Origin of the sequence: Liberiplasma polymorphum (assembly GCF_043951795.1) — a bacterium.
GTDB lineage: Bacteria > Bacillota_I > Bacilli_A > Izemoplasmatales > Izemoplasmataceae > Liberiplasma > Liberiplasma polymorphum.
This window is the reverse complement of the sequence record NZ_JBIOAG010000038.1, coordinates 1-17535: the sequence shown is the minus strand read 5'-3', so window position 1 is coordinate 17535 and position 17535 is coordinate 1. Positions and strand designations below refer to the sequence as shown.

The 17535-nt window shown below is 28.8% G+C and carries 12 protein-coding genes; all 12 read right to left on the bottom strand.

Annotated elements, in window-relative coordinates; all coding sequences use genetic code 11:
* Positions 1–91: 91 nt before the first annotated feature.
* The 12 genes from ACHAJD_RS08260 to ACHAJD_RS08205 all read right to left on the bottom strand — a co-directional run bounded on the left by ACHAJD_RS08260 (position 92) and on the right by ACHAJD_RS08205 (position 17466).
* Positions 92–562, bottom strand: coding sequence for a hypothetical protein (locus tag ACHAJD_RS08260; RefSeq protein ID WP_435585390.1), 471 nt, complete (start codon positions 560–562; stop codon positions 92–94).
* Between the two features lie 83 nt (positions 563–645).
* Positions 646–1959: an MATE family Na+-driven efflux transporter gene (locus ACHAJD_RS08255; protein WP_435585389.1), complete on the bottom strand. Its 1314-nt coding sequence runs from the start codon at positions 1957–1959 to the stop codon at positions 646–648.
* 85 nt (positions 1960–2044) lie between these two features.
* Positions 2045–2659 carry a DUF5677 domain-containing protein gene (locus ACHAJD_RS08250; RefSeq protein WP_435585388.1) on the bottom strand — a complete coding sequence of 205 codons (615 nt, stop codon included), beginning with the start codon at positions 2657–2659 and terminating at the stop codon, positions 2045–2047.
* Positions 2660–6166 (bottom strand): DUF2357 domain-containing protein, encoded by a 3507-nt coding sequence (locus ACHAJD_RS08245; RefSeq protein ID WP_435585387.1) that lies wholly within the window; start codon positions 6164–6166, stop codon positions 2660–2662.
* Position 6167: 1 nt separating this feature from the next.
* A complete protein-coding gene (locus ACHAJD_RS08240; RefSeq protein ID WP_435585386.1) occupies positions 6168–8495 on the bottom strand; it encodes an McrB family protein in 2328 nt (775 codons plus the stop codon).
* A gap of 1 nt (position 8496) precedes the next feature.
* Positions 8497–10653 carry a hypothetical protein gene (locus ACHAJD_RS08235; RefSeq protein WP_435585385.1) on the bottom strand — a complete coding sequence of 719 codons (2157 nt, stop codon included), beginning with the start codon at positions 10651–10653 and terminating at the stop codon, positions 8497–8499.
* Positions 10654–13818 (bottom strand): AAA domain-containing protein, encoded by a 3165-nt coding sequence (locus ACHAJD_RS08230; RefSeq protein WP_435585384.1) that lies wholly within the window; start codon positions 13816–13818, stop codon positions 10654–10656.
* On the bottom strand, positions 13808–15268 hold the full coding sequence (locus ACHAJD_RS08225) for a protein kinase domain-containing protein (RefSeq protein ID WP_435585383.1): 1461 nt from the start codon (positions 15266–15268) through the stop codon (positions 13808–13810). Before ACHAJD_RS08225 ends, ACHAJD_RS08230 begins: the two co-directional genes overlap by 11 nt.
* Positions 15261–15962 (bottom strand): PP2C family serine/threonine-protein phosphatase, encoded by a 702-nt coding sequence (locus ACHAJD_RS08220; protein WP_435585382.1) that lies wholly within the window; start codon positions 15960–15962, stop codon positions 15261–15263. Before ACHAJD_RS08220 ends, ACHAJD_RS08225 begins: the two co-directional genes overlap by 8 nt.
* A gap of 2 nt (positions 15963–15964) precedes the next feature.
* A complete protein-coding gene (locus ACHAJD_RS08215; RefSeq protein ID WP_435585381.1) occupies positions 15965–16636 on the bottom strand; it encodes a vWA domain-containing protein in 672 nt (223 codons plus the stop codon).
* Between the two features lies 1 nt (position 16637).
* Positions 16638–17069 carry a hypothetical protein gene (locus tag ACHAJD_RS08210; protein ID WP_435585380.1) on the bottom strand — a complete coding sequence of 144 codons (432 nt, stop codon included), beginning with the start codon at positions 17067–17069 and terminating at the stop codon, positions 16638–16640.
* Positions 17047–17466, bottom strand: coding sequence for a hypothetical protein (locus ACHAJD_RS08205; protein WP_435585379.1), 420 nt, complete (start codon positions 17464–17466; stop codon positions 17047–17049). Before ACHAJD_RS08205 ends, ACHAJD_RS08210 begins: the two co-directional genes overlap by 23 nt.
* Positions 17467–17535 lie beyond the last annotated feature (69 nt).

Sequence of the window (17535 nt, the reverse complement as noted above, 5' to 3'; positions counted from 1 at the left end):
ATATTACAAAGCCTTATTTATGAAATCAGTACTTTTCTTGAACACAGCTATTATATAAAAAAAGACACTGAATGAACAGTGTCTTTAGTGTTTAGTCTTTAAGCTTTGTCTTTTCGTTAATTTCATAAAGATATTCTAAGATCTTGTATAGGGCTAAGAATAAGGTTCCTGATACAAATCCAGAAGATATGATGATTAAACCAATTAGTCCATCGTCACCTAAGGCTAATAAACCGAAAAAGAACCCAATAGCAAAGGTAATTAATCCTGCTGCATAAACCATAACATGAATTCCGGAACGTGTTGATGTGTTTTGTTCATGCTTTAATGCGTTCGAAAGACTCTCTAGTTCGTTTAATTCTTGATCTGTAAGTTCCTTATATTCTAGCTTACAGTACTTATTAGAGGTTGTGTCATAAAATTTATATTCCTCAGATTTCTTGTTATCGGGTGCATAAACCTTGTCATAAAGTTTATGCTTTTTTAGTAACCTTTCTTTTCTTAACGTTTCTTTTTTACTCAGTTCTTTTTCTAAGTTTGATTTTACTTCATTATATTCCATGAGTTATCCCCTCCTAGTCATTAATTATAACAACCATTATTAAAAGTATCAACTATTAATAAAACTATCACAATGTAACTTTATTATATTATTCTTAGTTTTTCTTTTCTTAATAAGTAGACATATAAATATACCGTTGGAATCATATCAAACAAGATTCCAATTCCAAATAGGAAAGCTATTGAAGTTAGGGTAGGAATAAAAATACCCGTAATGTAAAGAATAAATGCCGTTCCATAGACAAGTGTATTTACAATTAGTGATTGGTACAACATATAATGTGTTTTACCTAATCCATAAAACGTTGAATCCATAATATTATTATACGCGAATGTAATATAGAAGAATAATTGAATTAACACTAAATAAAATACTGTCTCATAAGTTTCAACATTCATCACAACTCTTAAGAACCAAGGCCAAAATGGAATTGTTACTAACCATATAAGTACGAATATTGTTGTTACAGCAAAGTACCCTATCGTATTACTTTCAATATTATTTTTATTTTCAGCTATCTCTTTTTTAACTAAATCTCCAAAAGTTAGTACGGGTAATAATAACCATCCCCATATAAAGTTATTTCCAACCCAAAAATTACCTTGTTCTGCAACCACATTCATCAGTCTTATGATCATAAGACTAAATGCTAAGTTTCTAACTAGTGATTCAATTCCTGAATAACTTCCAACTTTAAACCACTGTTTCATCCATGTAAACGAAAGTTTATTTTTTGAAAATATATGAATAGACTCTCTTTTTAATAAGACAAAAGTAATCACTAATAAAACGATATTAACAATAATATTTGTGACCGCTATTCCATTAACACCTAAGTTTAAAGATACACTTAATTGGCTTATTAAAAAGGTGTCTAGTAAAATCGTTAAAATCATTTGAACTGCAAGTATGGCATATAAGTATTTATCTTTATTCAAACTGATTAAAACGATCATCGCAAACTTAAACAATGTATAAAAAATACTTGATAAAGTTTCTAAGCGAATAAAAGATACTGTTGCATCTATAAGTGATGGTTGTTGCTGCATAAAGACAGTTAACTCTCTTGCAAAAACAATAACTAATAAAGCTAAAACACTATAGATTATAAAAGTAAACAATAACCCAGTTCTAACTTTATTTTCAAACTCCTTCTTGTTAACTAAAGATAATCCAAGTATAAAAAATAGTGGTAACAATAAGGCTTCTTGAATCACCTCATAGAGTAAATGAATCCAGGCTAATTGAGAAGCAATATTAAACCCCCAATCAATAGGTAAATCTCCTAAAAAATTAACACGTACCGTTAGATAAATAGTTGGCATAATAGCCAATATCATTAAAGCCCAAAATAGTTTAAAATTAATTAATTTTATTGAATTGAATACTTTGTTCATAACTTATCTCCTTTAAGATTGTGTATCAAAGTTTGTTATAATAATAGTTCCGATTAATTATCTTATATACTCAAAAAAGTTGAATTCAGCACCTATCTAATATTTTGCTGATATTAGTTTCTAAAATGACTATAGTATCTTTTAACCAATTATCTAATGATGTAATTCCTTCATTAATACTATATGTTGTTGAAGCTAAATTATTGTGTACAAAGTTACTGGATTTTCTAAACAACTCATAGTAATCAGTTAAGTTAGCGGCTATAGACAAACTGCGAACTGTGTAAGCCCCATTTCTATTTCTCACCCCTTCTAAACTAGCTAAATACCCATACTCTAAATAACCTTGAACATTACTACTAATTATTCTTCTGATTTCTTTCATATTCTCATTACAGGCTCTTTGTCCAATCCACATGTTATGCTTCAAAAATTCCTTAACTAATTTCGGGTGAACAATAATTACAGTCATTGACAGATATGTCTCTATATATTTCCTGAAAATAGTCATTGCATCTTCAAACAAGCCATTCTGAACTAATAGTTTAATAGATTTCAAATTCTTTTTAAGAATTTCTATTTGATTTACAAACACATACACATACTCTTTATTCTTAAAATAACTGGAAATTTTTCTAAGATTGTTGGAGTTTCTTATATCATTCTCTAAAGCCACAAAATTATCATAATATTGATCCATTTATCCACTACTTTCTATCGTAATTAAGTTAGCTCTATCATCACCCGATAAGAATAATATTAAACAATATATCTCATTGTTAACGTTATAAAGTTGTTCCGGTTTACCATCGTAAATCATTCTATATTTTGATTTTAACGTTCTCGGTTTACTACTTAATGAATTATTCCATTTACTTGAAAAAGTGTTGTAAATTTTGTTATATTTCTTTAAATAATAAATAATTTCGTTCGATACCGGTCCGTCAGGTCTAAGATTGTTAAATACATATTGATCTCTTAAAAAGAGAAATCCAATAATTAACTCTATGATATTACTCATGTAAAAAATAGTTTTAGGAAAATTTTTTTCATTAACAGTATAAACTATTTGATTAAGAACCTTCATGATCGTTTTAAGCAAATAATATACATAGTTTGAATTAACTTCGAATAAATCTATTAAAACATCGTGCTTAACCGCAGTAGCCGCAGTAAATCTTGTCAAATGCTCTTTTAATTTTGGATTTCCTATATTTACTCCACTATTTACAGTAATGATTAAATTTTGATATGCAAAATCAATGACTTTGGGGTCATCTGTGGTGTGAGCAAAAATTCTACCAAAGTTCGATTCTGGATATACATATTTATTATTAAGAAGTGCAATTTTAAACTTAGAGCCAATTATAGAATATAACTCTTCGCAAGCTGTTCTAAACTGTATTTCATTATAATCAAAAATGTTCGAAGAAAAACCAAACATGTCTGGATTATAAATGTAATTTTCCAATCTACTTGTTAAACCCGATTCTTCAGCTTTTAAAATTATAGCTTCACCTAATTTTTTATTAAAAGCATATAGTCTTTGAACCTTGTTTGAAAATCTATTTATAATATTAGTTGCATTTTTGATATCTTTTATTTTATTTGCTTTAAAAATCTTAATGATTGGTTGGTCATAAGTTGCATCTTTACTTAAATAATTAAATTCTCTTAATGCCTGATTTTCATCATAATCTACATCTATGATAATAGGCGCTATAATTTCACCAGTTTTCGAGGTGGCTTTCCAATTTGCTAATATTTTGTCAAACAACGGGTTCTCTTTTATAGGTATAAATATAAGTTCATAGCTATTTGGCAGTCCGTATGAATATTCTAATATCAGTTTAAACTCAATGTCTTCTTTCAGCGGAAATGATGGATGTTTAAGTTCAGCTTCAACGTCTATATTATCAACGCCTATAAATGATTTAATAAGTGGCAAATGAAAACTACTCACTTCTTTTGATAAAGTGAATGTATCTTTTATGGTAAATCTGTTTCGTTTCCCAATTATATTACTAGTTTCATTACTCTTTATTAAGTCGAGAGTTTCATATTGACCATTCTTTATGACTTCCAGACTTAAATCGGGGAGTTTCTCATACCAGCAAACTTGATTAGTAGATAATCGTTCTTGTATAACCTGAGCGCCTTTAACCAAATCATCTGAGTTCACAGTATTATATTTTTCACTTGGCATATTTAAAAATACAGGTAATATAAACAAAGCATTGAAGTTACTCAGTTTGGCATTCACATGATTAATAAACTCTTTTATGTCTTTTTTTATTTCTCTATAACAATCATTATCAAATCCGATAGTAATGACGTCAGGACTTAGTTCTGATCCACTCATAAAAACAAGGGGTTCTACTGGCTTTTCCATAAACACCTTGTTCAATAAACCACTACGAACAATAGAATTTTTAGCTGATAATGATACATTAATATCATGTTTGTCAGAATATAGCTCGATGTATTTGATTAAAATGTCATACTCGGTAACTATATCTGTATAAAAATCAATTTCTTCAGGGCCAACATGAATGTATCTACTCTTTTTACATTCTAATTTTACTATGTAAAAATCATCTCCAGTAACATCTACTACATAGTTAAACCAACCTTTATCTTTAACTGATTCAGCTGCTAAAATTGATTTCCATACAGGATAACTATTAGGAAGCATAGTATGATATAAATGCCTAAGTTTATTTGAACTAAATTCGTCGTAAATGTCTTTAACATCATAAATAATGTAATTATTATTAAGCGGATTTAATCGCTCTTTCAAAACTTTTAAATAATTTTCATACGTACTTGTATTTTTATACGAGTTTGAAAAAAACATACGATTATTATCAATGAAAAACAATTCATTTGGTTCAATCGCAAAAGTACCGTTAATCCTTTTTTCTCCAACCATTTGTGAGACTATTAAAGAAGCAGATTCATTAGTACCATACACATTATTCGAAAAGTCATTTATGGCGATATAGCTAGCATCAAGCTTATTTATGTTTTGCTTTTCTTTAACGTTAAAATCAATTCCCAAAATATTTAAGACCATCTTACTTAGTTCGTATAATCCATTACAATCAAGATAATGTGATGAAAATTGATTATTATAGTTTAATGTAAATGGGATTCCTCTATTTTCATGATAAACCGCTTTAAAATCAATTTTCAAATTATACTCTGAATCATTTTTAAAATGGTATTTTCGATTTTCTAAGTTGTAATGCTTAATTTTTATAATAATGCCATCGCTAGAAGAGGTAACAAAATATAAATCTATAGCAGTGTCTTTTTTTACATAAACAATGTACTCCAAGAAGTCATCTCTTAGTAAATTTCCAGTTTTTTCAACGAATGCTACTTCTTTTGTACTCATTAGTGTTAAAAGTATAAAATGATAAATCATTCTTTTACCACTCGATTCAATATCTTCTAGTTTAATATTATGTTCTTCATTTAAGTTTCTAAGTGCTCTATAACCTCTCCAAACAGCGGAATAGTGCCTATTACCGATCAACGCATTATTCGGTGTTACATGATGTTTGGATGTTACATTTTCTAAAATAGTTTTTAATTGCCGTCTTGTTTTGTTTAAACGACTCATTCTTTCAATTACACTTGGACTTTCTAATCTTGACTCTCCAAAAATTTCTGGTAAATCATTGATGATTTTAATTTTATTCTTTGCCAACACATCATATTGTTCAAAAAAATTATATACAACCTGATTCTCTTTAACATCTAATGTATACAATTTTTTTGAAGCTTTTACTTTTGGAGAATTCGCCAACTTCTCCTTAAAACTGTTTCCAGGTTTAGGACCAAGCCAACGAAATGATTTCGCGTCAATCATTTTTAATTTACTAGTATGAACCATGTGACTTTCTTTAACTAATTTTTTATGGGGATTATTTAGTATATTTTTAATATGGAGTTCAACATAATTAAACAAATCCTCATAATCATCAATAAAGTAAGGCAAAGGTGTCTCCATGTCACTTAACAAATCAATAAATCGATTCATATAATTTTTACCCAAGTCTTCTAAGGGTGCATGAGTTACGGGATCTTTATAGGCTAAACTATTTTCAATATGTGAAACAGTAAAAAAGGAGATAATTTTACTTAATCGCTCTATATCCTTTGTCTTCAAATCAAACAATAAATCGATTCTTTTGTCCAAGCTATCCCTCCAACTCATAGTTAATATTTAAATACTCAGAAGAGTCCCAAATAAATGTTCCTGTGATAGATTGTAATGCATACTCAAAATCAGATGATAATGTACTAGCATGCTCATCAATTACGTTTTTAATTGGGTCTAAACACGAAGATCTTAGCTTTCCTTCAGTTTCAATTCCTCTTAGCTTAGTGATGACTTTATGAACCAAGGCTTCCTCAAACGCATAATTTAATGCTTTAATCAATTTTTCGTCATTACTTTCTTGGTTTTTCATTACTAATGGGTGTGAAATCAAATAGTTTTCGATAGATTGCCAAACACGATGACCTAATGCTCTATTTGCTTTTCTTAAATGCTTATTAATGTCTAAAACAATTTCTTTATATTTTTCAATAAATTCGGATTTAATATTGGCCTTGCAATTAATCCAATCTTCCCAAACCTTTTTATCAATTTTAGCCGCCATAGGTTTTAAATGATTTTGATTATATGATTCAAATTTAGTTGGTCTTGGAAACGAAATAACGTTACCTCTATCAATAACTTTATCTGAAAGTGATTTTGTTGTTTCATCTTCATTCATTGTTCCTGCCCATAAAACGTTACTTGTTAAATAAACATGATACTTTCCATTTTTAGCACCTAAATCTACCTCAAAGGAAATTTCCTTATCTTCTCCACGACGTTCTTCAAGTTTTGATAACAAATCACTAAAATACAGTTCTACGTGAGCTAAGTTCATCTCATCGAGTAAAACTATTAAAACCTTATCAGACAAATCTAGAATGTTGTCTTTTGTTTCGGATTCTGATTTATCTTTTTGAAACGCGACTAATGCTCTTAATAAAGTAGTCGAATTAAATCTCTTCTCAATACTATTGAAATAACCAAATAAAGACTGAGGACTATCCCAATCTGGTTGGACAGGTAATGATAAAAAATACAGACCTCCAAATCTAGAGTACAATTGTGGTAACTTTGATTTACCTGTTCCACTTACACCAGCTAAAACTGTCAGTGGGGACATATCACTTGTTTTTAGACTTGTATGGAAGGAATAAAATAATCTTTCAGAGAACTTAAATCCAGATGCTTCACAGTCAGATTGAATCTTCTTAATCCATTCCACCTCATTTATAGAGGTATTTTCATTTGTTTTAAAGTTTCTAAACTCTTTTAGAGGTTCTTCGATACTTTCGGAAGCTGTATTTTTAACAAGCTCATTATCTAGTCTAAGTTTTAAATTTGAAAGTTCATCTTTTAATTGGGCTAAATGTAAACGCTCTGTATTTATACGCATAGTGAGTGTTTCATTTTGAAACTTTAATGTATCAATAGATTGCGCTTCGTTTTTAAGTCTAAAAAGTTCTTGATTAACTTTATTATACGCTTCTTGTAGGCTATTAAAATCATCTTGTAAAATATAGGCTTGCTTCGCCCTAACTTGAATCTCATTGAAGTTTTGATCTGTGAATCCTGCATACTTATCAACTAACTTTTGTTTTTCTTTTTTTAGCTGAATGTTTTCTTTTTTCAGTTCAACCTTTTCAATGTTTTCTGTAGAGGTATATTTTTCTATAATTCTATCGTGTTCGTTTTGTAAAGCAGAAAGACGATCTTCATAATCTTTTGAAATCTCTTTATATCTATTTAATTCAATCAGAATATCTTTATGTCTTTTTTCAACTTCGTTATCTATTTGATTTTCTAATTGATTTTTTCTGCGGTTCAACAGATTCTCGTCGTATTTTAATTTTTCTTTTTGGGCATCTATGTCAACATATTGTTGCATTTTTACTTCTAAGTCTTCTCTTGTTTTGATTAAATGATTAAGTTCGGTATCAATTAATTGCTTTCTTGAATCATAAAGTTTAGTATAACTATCTGAAAGTTTAAGAAACTCTTGTGTTAAATTATCTGCGTTCTTTTCTACAAATTTTGCAAGGTGTTCTCTAACATTTTTCGTCTCTTTTTCAATTCGATCAATTGATACTTTATATAGTTTTTCTAACTCTTGATTTAAGGATGCAATTTTATCAGAGTATGCTTTGTTTAATTTTTCATTTTTATTAACTAACTCAGCTTGTAAAGAAAGATTGAAGCTAGACTGTTTTTCTTTAAGCAAACTAAGTTCTTTATCTAAACGTAGAATATTATTGCTTTTTTCAATAATTACTTTTTCTTTTTCAAGTAAAATACTTTCTCTTAATCTACCCAAATCTTCAAATTCCTTATTATAATGATTAACTAAATCTTGTTTCATTTTTTGTAAATCTTTAGCTGTTAACTCTTTTTGAATTTCTATATTTTCATTTTTTTTAGCTGCCATATTATTTAGTATCCCTCCATAGATTTATTAAATTTAGATCTATTAATCCCTTTATAGTTTCAAAACTTTCTTTAATAATAACATCGGCGTAATCTTGATTGAACTCGAATTGTTGTTTATGTTCTTTATCTAAATACATAATACTTATATAGGTTGTAAATAGATTTGGAATTGCTAACTCTTTTACACCAAATATTTTTTGTAATTCTTTATAATTAAACAATAAAATATTAAGACATTGAACCTTAAACCTTAAGTTGGTTTTGGCGAACTTATCTCTTAGACCATTATTTATAATCTGATTTAAGTTCTTTGGAACGGTTAATGCCTCTTCAAATTTAATCGGTATTTCTTCTTTAAGACTTGTCATATAATTTAATGAATCAAGCATTTCTTTAAAGTCTAAACCACTGTTTATAGTTTCATCAACTACAATACTTTTTAAGTGTATTTTAGAAACTAACTCATTTAATAGATTTGAGAGTAAATCTTCAAAAATTGATCTTAGTTCTGTTATATAGGCATTATTCTTATATAAATAGTTATCGTAAGCTGTTATCAGTGTTTGTTTAAACTTTATATGTGTTTTATCAAAAGAGTAAAACAAATGATAGCCCAGCACTTTTTTGATTTCTTCTTCGCTGGAAGAATAATCAAATAAATAGCTATGACCTTGTGATAACTCATCTAGTTCTTGTCTATTAAGTTTGTATCCAAGTGCACTTTCTATCAAATCAAACAATGTATCAATATAGTCACTCGGTTTAATATTAATTTCAGAAAGTGAATGACGTGTTGTATCTCGGTATTTACGTTTATACTCATACATTTGCTGTAAAAAATTGGGATTTCTTTTTGCAAAATCATGGAAAAAGTAATTATAGTCATTATCTGCTATTAGTAAATTCAGTACTATACAGCTACCTATAACAGCTTTGTTTGGATGACTTATTATTTTGGTAATTGCTTTTTTCCCATGAGATAATATTTTGTAACAATCTGATGTAACATTAAATCCAATTTGCTTTGCAATATTAGATATGAGAATTTGATTATTATCTTTGTTAGATAGTAAACTATTCTTGAAGTTAAAGCCACTATGTTGCGCTGCTAGATATAAAACATACTCAAACAAATCCGCTAAATGAAGATGTGCTTTACGTAGTATTTCTTGTTTGTTGATATATATAAATTTGTTAAGTTTAATGTTAGAATAATCCCTAAAAACTACAATTATTTGAGCAAGGGGTCCAATAATAACCGAGTCTTCCGTTCTAATAGGTTTATTAAACAGCTTCATTTGAATACGTTTTTCGATTTCATTGCCCGATTTGATTTTACTTCTGTCAACTCTTCGCTTCATTAAATTTTTGATAAAATCACTAAAGTCAATGTCTTCATAATATTTTTTTTCGAAGTAAACTTGTAACTCTTGATCAATTTGATCCGCAAAAGGATCTTTTACTTTCCAATTACTTGCGTATATATTACCAACTTCTGTCTCAATCATTGATAATAAATAATGTTTTTTTTCAAAACCAATAATGTTTATATATGTTAAGCGTTTATCATTAAACTTAGAGTTACTCCACTTTTTCCTCAATAAGCGTTCTATTTGATTGGAATTAGGTAATAATTGGTTTATAGATTTTTGGGTATAGAACACTATATTTTTATCAAAAGCATCCGTACTAACTTTAATTGATTTATTGTCATGTGAATAACAAAAGTTCAAATCATTTAATGATACATTTTGCTCGAATATTTGATCGCGAACTAAATCGTAAAAAACATATCTGACAGTGGATTCAATGGTACTATACGTTCCAGTTAAAACCTCTCTTCCAGTAACCGTAACTTTGCTCTCTGAATCCAAATAACCATTATCTAACAGTTCGTTTAAGATTAGATTAACAAGTTCAATGTTCAAATGTAACATATCAGCTATCTCATCTTTAGTAAAATAATCTTTTAATAATAGCGACAAGACACCTCTTTGAAAATGATTAATCTCTGGAGTATTGCTATAACTTAATACAACTTTGATTGGATAAACAGGAATAACAAAAAATTCTCTTAAAATATTGTTGGAACTATTATCTTCACTTGACTCTAAGGATTTAATAGCACTCGAATGATATATTATTGGAATTCCCATTTACCTTATCCTCCCCTCGACCATTTCAAGAAATTTTACTAGTGATGGAACATGATTAGCTGCTTTAACATCTTTAAATAGAGACTTATTACCAACAACAATTAAACACTTTTTTTGTCTACTAAATGCAACATTTAACAAGTTTACATTCAGTAGTCTACTATAATTTTTGATACGCTTATTAGGGTCTTCTGTGAATACTATCGATAAGTAAACAATATCAAACTCTTTACCTTGAAAAGCGTCAACAGTACCATATTCTAAAGTTAAATTAACGTATTTATCATGAATCGTATCATCAGATTTGATTATATCGAAGTTTTTTAACTCATTTCGAATTTCATTAACTTGAGGTCTGTAAAGTGTGATAACACCAATACTTATTTTTTGTTCTTTATTTGCTTCTAAAGCCTTTTTAATATGCTTTGCAATCTCTATTGCTTCTTGAGTGTTTTTACGGGATTTGTCCTTTTTATATATTTGTTTAGGCACATAAGGAACATCAATCCAATGTGCAAAAGCATTATTAAGGTTAGCATAATTGTGTTCGAAGATCTTCGCTGGAATTATGGATTTAATACCACCTTCTTCACGATAAAATTCATCACTAACAAATTCACCTAATTTAGGATGCATTCTAAATTGCGTGTCCAAGGTGATAGTTCTTTTTATTCCATCAACTTTTTCTAAAGCTTTAGCTTTAAAAAATAAATGTTCAAATAAACTTTCTTTTAACTCTTTTTTTATACGCTCTCCGACATCTTCACTCGTTGCAAGATCTGCCTCAATTGCTGATACAATTTCATCACTAGTTATATTTGGTAACTGTTTATGATCGCCAACTAATATGATTTTTTCTTTTGCAATAGCCATTGGAATAAATAAATCTAATGGCGTGCTTGTAGCGGCTTCATCAATAAATACATTATCAAAAGTAATATTGGAAGTTTCAGTTAAATTGTTATAAATTGCTTTTGATACTGATTGTTGATTGGTTGCCCCAATAACTTTGATGTATTTAAGCAAGGTTTCTTGTATGAGCAATGGGTTTTCATTCAAACTATTAATATACTCTAGAATAGCAACTTTTTCTCCGCCATGTTTTTGCATTCTTTCGATCGTTAAAGTATGATTAAGATCATTGAGAAAACTAATTATTTCATCTTTTTCTTTAAAAGTGGAAAATATTTTAGGCTTTGGAGAATATTTTATTATTAACTTTCTAACCAGATTACTTAATTTGTTGAAATCTATTTCCTGTAAATTAATCAACTGAGCAATTTTTAATACGTCTTCAGTAAATTCACTATCATCTTTAAAATCTGTTAGTTCTAATTCAATGACCATTTTTAAATCATCATACGCAATTTTGGAATTTGGAATTTTATATAAAAAATTTAGGAAGAGTTCATTTTTTTTTGATGCTTTTTGTCTCTTATTTATTTGATCAATAAAGTTGTTAATTTTAAAGATTGTCCCCGGTTTTAAACTTAAAATCTTAAATGTTTTCAACTTATCAAGCATTTCTATGGTACTATCATGACCCTGTGTGTACATTTCATAATCAACTTTAAGTTTATTAAAAGCTTTATAATCTTCATCAGAATCTACCAAATCCTTATATTTTTCATTCAAAAAATCAAATAGTTCATTAGTATAGTCTATGACTTGCTTTTCAATTTTTTGATTACTTAACTCGTCATCACTTTGCTTTTTGCCTAACTTTAACGAAGGAAGGTCATAAATTCGGATTTTGTCAGTAAGATTTTGAACAGTTTCATGACGAAAACCAGAAACTAAATTATTAGGCTGACCATGCTTGTTTGATTTATGATATGTGTTTAATTGGATTATCGCTTCATTTATTACAGTCGTTTTCCCGGTTCCTGGTGGCCCTTGAATAATAGCAATGTCTGGTGTTTCACATATTATTTTAATAGCTTCTAACTGATTGTTTGTTAGATTAGTCTGTTTTAGAATACTATGATTAATATGAATATTTTCTTTTTCATTAACTCTATTTTGTGGCAAAGGGTTATCAGTAAACCAGGTATGAATATTTACAATTCCAGATAGTCCTGCCATAATCTTCTTACTTGCAAGTTCTCTTCTCCTAAACATGATTGCATCGCCAATTAAAGACATTGAAATTGTATTATATTCATTATTATCAAAAGCTTTAATACTATCTACTTTGACTTTAATCGATTTATTCATCTCGTTTATATCTTTTTCGTTAAAAGATGATTTAGGAAATTCATTAAAATCTTTCTCTTTAATAAAATACTCGTTAAAGTCTTTGTAATTGGATAATTCTTCTAATGTTTCATACCCAAAAATTAATACTCTTCCATAATATGATTTTATTCTATTAAAGTTAATCTCATCAAAGTAAAAAACTACTGTATCTTTTTCAATTTGATAAGAAGATATTTTTACGTAACGGAAGGTTTTAATAATTTCGAAACTATTAATTTTTTCCTTTTCGTTATACTTGTTCCATAAATTTAAATAATATGTCATATCACTTTTTATAGAATTTATTGTATTTACTTCTGCAGAGTTTACGGCTTTCTTTGAATCTGAAAGTTGAATATTTCCGCATACAAGTACATAACGATAATCCTCTGGTTTACTAAATGGTTTCGATCTCATTTTGAGCTCAAAATAATTTTTCTGTGCATCATCATGTTTTATAAACATAGTTTTAAGGTTTACATCAAATATCCTATATGGTGAATTAAAAGATATAATATGAAAATTTCCCTCGTTCTCATCATTGAAAATCGAAGTTGCCACTAACATTATCTTTTGCTCATTAATTGTATCTAGTAAAAAATCATTATCTTTAATTGAGTTATCCGCTGTAAAAAGTGTAAAATCAGCAACATTCTTTATATCTGCAACTTTAGTTACCTCGACTATAAACTTATTCCTTCTATTATCATAATTTACTATTTTCGAAAAATGATTACTATTACAAGTAATAAACGTCTTAACATCTTGGTTTAATTCTTGTGTTACTCTTATAGGGAGAAATTCTTGTTGATTAAAATCAGATACATATATTTCTCCGTTAATCTTTACAAATTTAAAAGCACTTTTTTTAGACAAAGATCTAATAGCATCTATTTCAAACGAGATAGTAGGAAGTTTATTTAACATCGTATTTTAACCTTATCAACTTTGTGGATTTCGTGTCAGGACAAACATATTTAAATACATGATCTTTGTTAAATTCTAAGCTTATCTCGTTATTATTAAATTTGCTTTTCGAGGTTAGGTACTCTAATTTTGAGTTGGAGTCAAGTTTCAAAATTAAAGCGCGTTCAGTAACTTGAATACTAAATAACAGTTCGGGTGTTTTAGTAATTGTAAGGTCATCAATGTGGAAATTATATAGCTTATAGCCTGGATATACTGGTAAATTTCGTACTAATTGAAATTTCAAATCTTGTACTATTTGGGTTTTATGATTTTCACTAATAACACCATTAGGATAAAATGTATCTGGACTATCCGAATCTTCTAAATAACTATTTAAAAAATCTATATCAATTGGTTTGTAGTTAAAAACTGACATAAATCCTGCGGTATCATGATTTGTATTGCAAAATGGGCATTTCGATGAAGTTACTGCTATAGTTTGACCACAATCACACTGCGTGATTTTTTCATATAACTTTAAAAATTCATCATACCATTTACGCATAGTTGGTCTGGTTTCTGGTAGTTTAAGTCCTGGTTCTGTAAATATTTGTTGAAACAAATTATATAAATCTTGTGTAATTAAAGAGCGAATAAAAATCATAGGTTCACTATCTATTTCAAATACATCACCGAGCCACTTTTTCTCATTTACTTTGATATTATCATTTTTACTAAGAATTGAAGCATCCCAACCTATGCTGCTTATAGATTCATCTATACTATCTGTTAATGGGGATAATGAAAATAATATTTTGAAAGCCATAAGCGCGAATGAGAAACTATCGCTAAATATTGTATTCGTTGTAATTCTATGTTCTATTTCCGGGGCTGCAAAGCCTGGTGTAAAAATACTTGATTTGCTATCAAGCATTAACCTCATATTATCAGCATCAATCAGCCATACCTTTGAGTACATGTCTGTTGTTGAATAAAACACATTGTTAGGGGACAAGTCTCCATATACTATTCCTTTACTATGTAAACGTGATAGTGTTCTAGATAGTTCTAATAAAACTTCAACTCTCTTCTTTAAGCCTTGAGTTTTCATGTAAAATTCACTAAAATCATCTTCATTTGCATAAATTAAATGTGATGTAGGAACCAAATCACTAAGTAATTTCATTACATATCCACACATTGGGGGCTTCAGTAAAGATAAAGGTTTACAAATGTTAATATCCTCATCTAACCTAAGTGCCATAACTCTTTCAATTTTATCCTGATAATCTAAATATTGTTTTTCGTTTTCCACAATATTGTTATTTTTCAATAGAAACTTTACAGCTAGATTTTGCTCTTTAGTTCGAAAAACAGCCCCTTGACCACCGCGACCAATGATTTTATCTAGATAAATAGTATAATCATTTTGCTCTTGAATCTTATTCGGGACTTTTAAATCATCCATTTATATTCACCACCACTATTGTTTTATCATCTGTACTAAATTTGTTTGGCCAGTTAGAAATTATTTTAACAAGTGTTTTGTTTTGATTTGTTTCTTTTGTTTGAATTGTCTGAACTAAATCACCAATGAAATCATCAAGATGTTCTATTTTAAGATCATTACCGATGCCATCAGTACATAATAATAATGACAAGTCTTCATATGCATTAGGTTTAATTGATTTTACTGTCCATTGATTAATGCTACTTTTATTAAAAGTTTGTGTCTCATTTGTAAAGTCATTTGAGTCTTCTTTTATTATAACTGCGCCATTTTTTGATTTAAAAACTATTAGTCCATCTCCGATTTGAGCCATTAATATGTTTTTTGAACTAATCAACGCAAATAGGCACGTGGTATCACTATCACGTGCCTTAAACGGAAATAGGCTTCGTTCCCATCTTTTCGCAACGTTTTTAATCAAAAATGAAAAGTCAAATTTTTGTTGATTATAAAAACGTTTTACTTCTTTCTTAAATGCTTTTGATAATTTTTTACTTCCACGTTTCGAATGTTTTTTTGAACCTAATCCATCGCATACAACGACTAGTGTATACTGTTTATGTTTGTGTATTAGATAAGCATCTTGATTAGGGAGTTTGTTTTTTTTATGGAATTCCCCTTTAATAGATGCTCCATAGGCATTAACAAGCATGATTAAAACTCGAAGTTAGGTTTGTCTTTTTTAAATATCTCAGAAAGTTCTTCCAAGTCTATTGATTCATTTGGATTAACACTTTGTGATCGAGCAATCGTTGACATAGTAACAAACTTAAAGAATGATGAAATCTCTTTAGCTTGACTGGCATCAAAGACAGGTTTCTCAGGATCATTTAAAAACTGCTTTAACATCTCTTTATCTACATCATTACCAATACCTAGTGCCCATCTTTCACATTTTGATGATCGTTTATTTTCAAGAAAATTATTTAAAGGCTGTTCCCATGCGTCATTTGGCATTCCATCTGACACTAATATTACCGTTGGTTTATACCCTTTACTAGTAACTTTCTCTTTATCATTAATTAAAGAAACGGCAATATTAAGTGCTGCTCCTAATGGCGTCATACCTGATGCAGAAAAATCCTTGTAATTAATTTCATTCACATTTTTTAAGTCTAGGTGCAAGTTAGCACTACCACCAAAAGTTATAATAGCAACTTGTAGTCGAACTTCTGTGAGACGTTGATTTTGGAAATCATTAATCATCTCTTTAACTGCATGATTCATAGTAATAATTTTTTCTCCATGCATTGAGCCACTCGTGTCAAGTAGTAAAATTACCGGTAACGGCTTTGCCTCATTTTTTACATATTTTGTAAAATCCATATTACTCATCCCCTTTGTAGTTTTTAAGTTTTTTTAAAAAGTCATTATGACTTTGAATTTCGCCTTTACCATAAAAGTACTCTAATTCTTTGTTTAGTAGTATTAAATCTTCTGCGAAGTGTTCTTCAACATAATGAACTTTGTTTACTTCATTGTACTTATCTTTACATTTTTTTCTAAATATTTCTAGTTGTTCCCAGTCAACTTCAAGATTATCTTTAGTCATATTTGCATAATAATCTTTTAATTGAATCAAAGGTACTATTTGTTCAGTTTTTAGCATGTCAATATTAATTATACCATTCACTAGAAGAAAGTAATAGACTTGATGACGAACAACCGCATTATTACGGTTGTAAGTCATCAAAGTTATATATTCTTGAAAGTGTTTTTCGTATAGTGAGTCTAAATCATATTCTTTGTAATCTTCCATAGTTGGATCCTCCATAAGTTTCCATTTGTAATTGTATTTTTCTTAACCTGTATCGTACAGATTTTCTTTTTGAATTAGGTGTTTCAGTGAACTTTTCTAATTCTTTTATCTCACTATGTAAATCTTCACACAATCTATTTTGCTGCTGTTTGTTTGTAGACATAAAGTATGGATCATTATTATTTCGTTGTATTTGCTGGTAATAATCATTCTCAGAAACTTGCTTAGTAGAAACGATGGCTGATTTTAAATGATGTTTAACTCGCGGGATTTGTCTAGTAAATTTTGCGGCTTTTTTACCTGAATCTGCTTTTACTGCAAATGTTTTTACAATATAATTACTTCTTCCAACATGACCACACTTTGCTTCAACTAAATAATATCTTTCTTCGTTCATACTTATCCTCCTATCTGATTCACCTATAATTTATCATAGGATCATAACAACTAGTATGAACTGAAAGTT

What these genes read in the sequence shown, in the direction of transcription:
- ACHAJD_RS08210 (WP_435585380.1), bottom strand. Translation starts at nt 17,069, where the DNA reads ATGGAAGATTACAAAGAATATGATTTAGACTCACTATACGAAAAACAC.
- ACHAJD_RS08250 (WP_435585388.1), bottom strand. Translation starts at nt 2,659, where the DNA reads ATGGATCAATATTATGATAATTTTGTGGCTTTAGAGAATGATATAAGA.
- ACHAJD_RS08220 (WP_435585382.1), bottom strand. Translation starts at nt 15,962, where the DNA reads ATGCTTGTTAATGCCTATGGAGCATCTATTAAAGGGGAATTCCATAAA.
- ACHAJD_RS08215 (WP_435585381.1), bottom strand. Translation starts at nt 16,636, where the DNA reads ATGGATTTTACAAAATATGTAAAAAATGAGGCAAAGCCGTTACCGGTA.
- ACHAJD_RS08225 (WP_435585383.1), bottom strand. Translation starts at nt 15,268, where the DNA reads ATGGATGATTTAAAAGTCCCGAATAAGATTCAAGAGCAAAATGATTAT.
- ACHAJD_RS08235 (WP_435585385.1), bottom strand. Translation starts at nt 10,653, where the DNA reads ATGGGAATTCCAATAATATATCATTCGAGTGCTATTAAATCCTTAGAG.
- ACHAJD_RS08255 (WP_435585389.1), bottom strand. Translation starts at nt 1,959, where the DNA reads ATGAACAAAGTATTCAATTCAATAAAATTAATTAATTTTAAACTATTT.
- ACHAJD_RS08205 (WP_435585379.1), bottom strand. Translation starts at nt 17,466, where the DNA reads ATGAACGAAGAAAGATATTATTTAGTTGAAGCAAAGTGTGGTCATGTT.
- ACHAJD_RS08260 (WP_435585390.1), bottom strand. Translation starts at nt 562, where the DNA reads ATGGAATATAATGAAGTAAAATCAAACTTAGAAAAAGAACTGAGTAAA.
- ACHAJD_RS08240 (WP_435585386.1), bottom strand. Translation starts at nt 8,495, where the DNA reads ATGGCAGCTAAAAAAAATGAAAATATAGAAATTCAAAAAGAGTTAACA.
- ACHAJD_RS08230 (WP_435585384.1), bottom strand. Translation starts at nt 13,818, where the DNA reads ATGTTAAATAAACTTCCTACTATCTCGTTTGAAATAGATGCTATTAGA.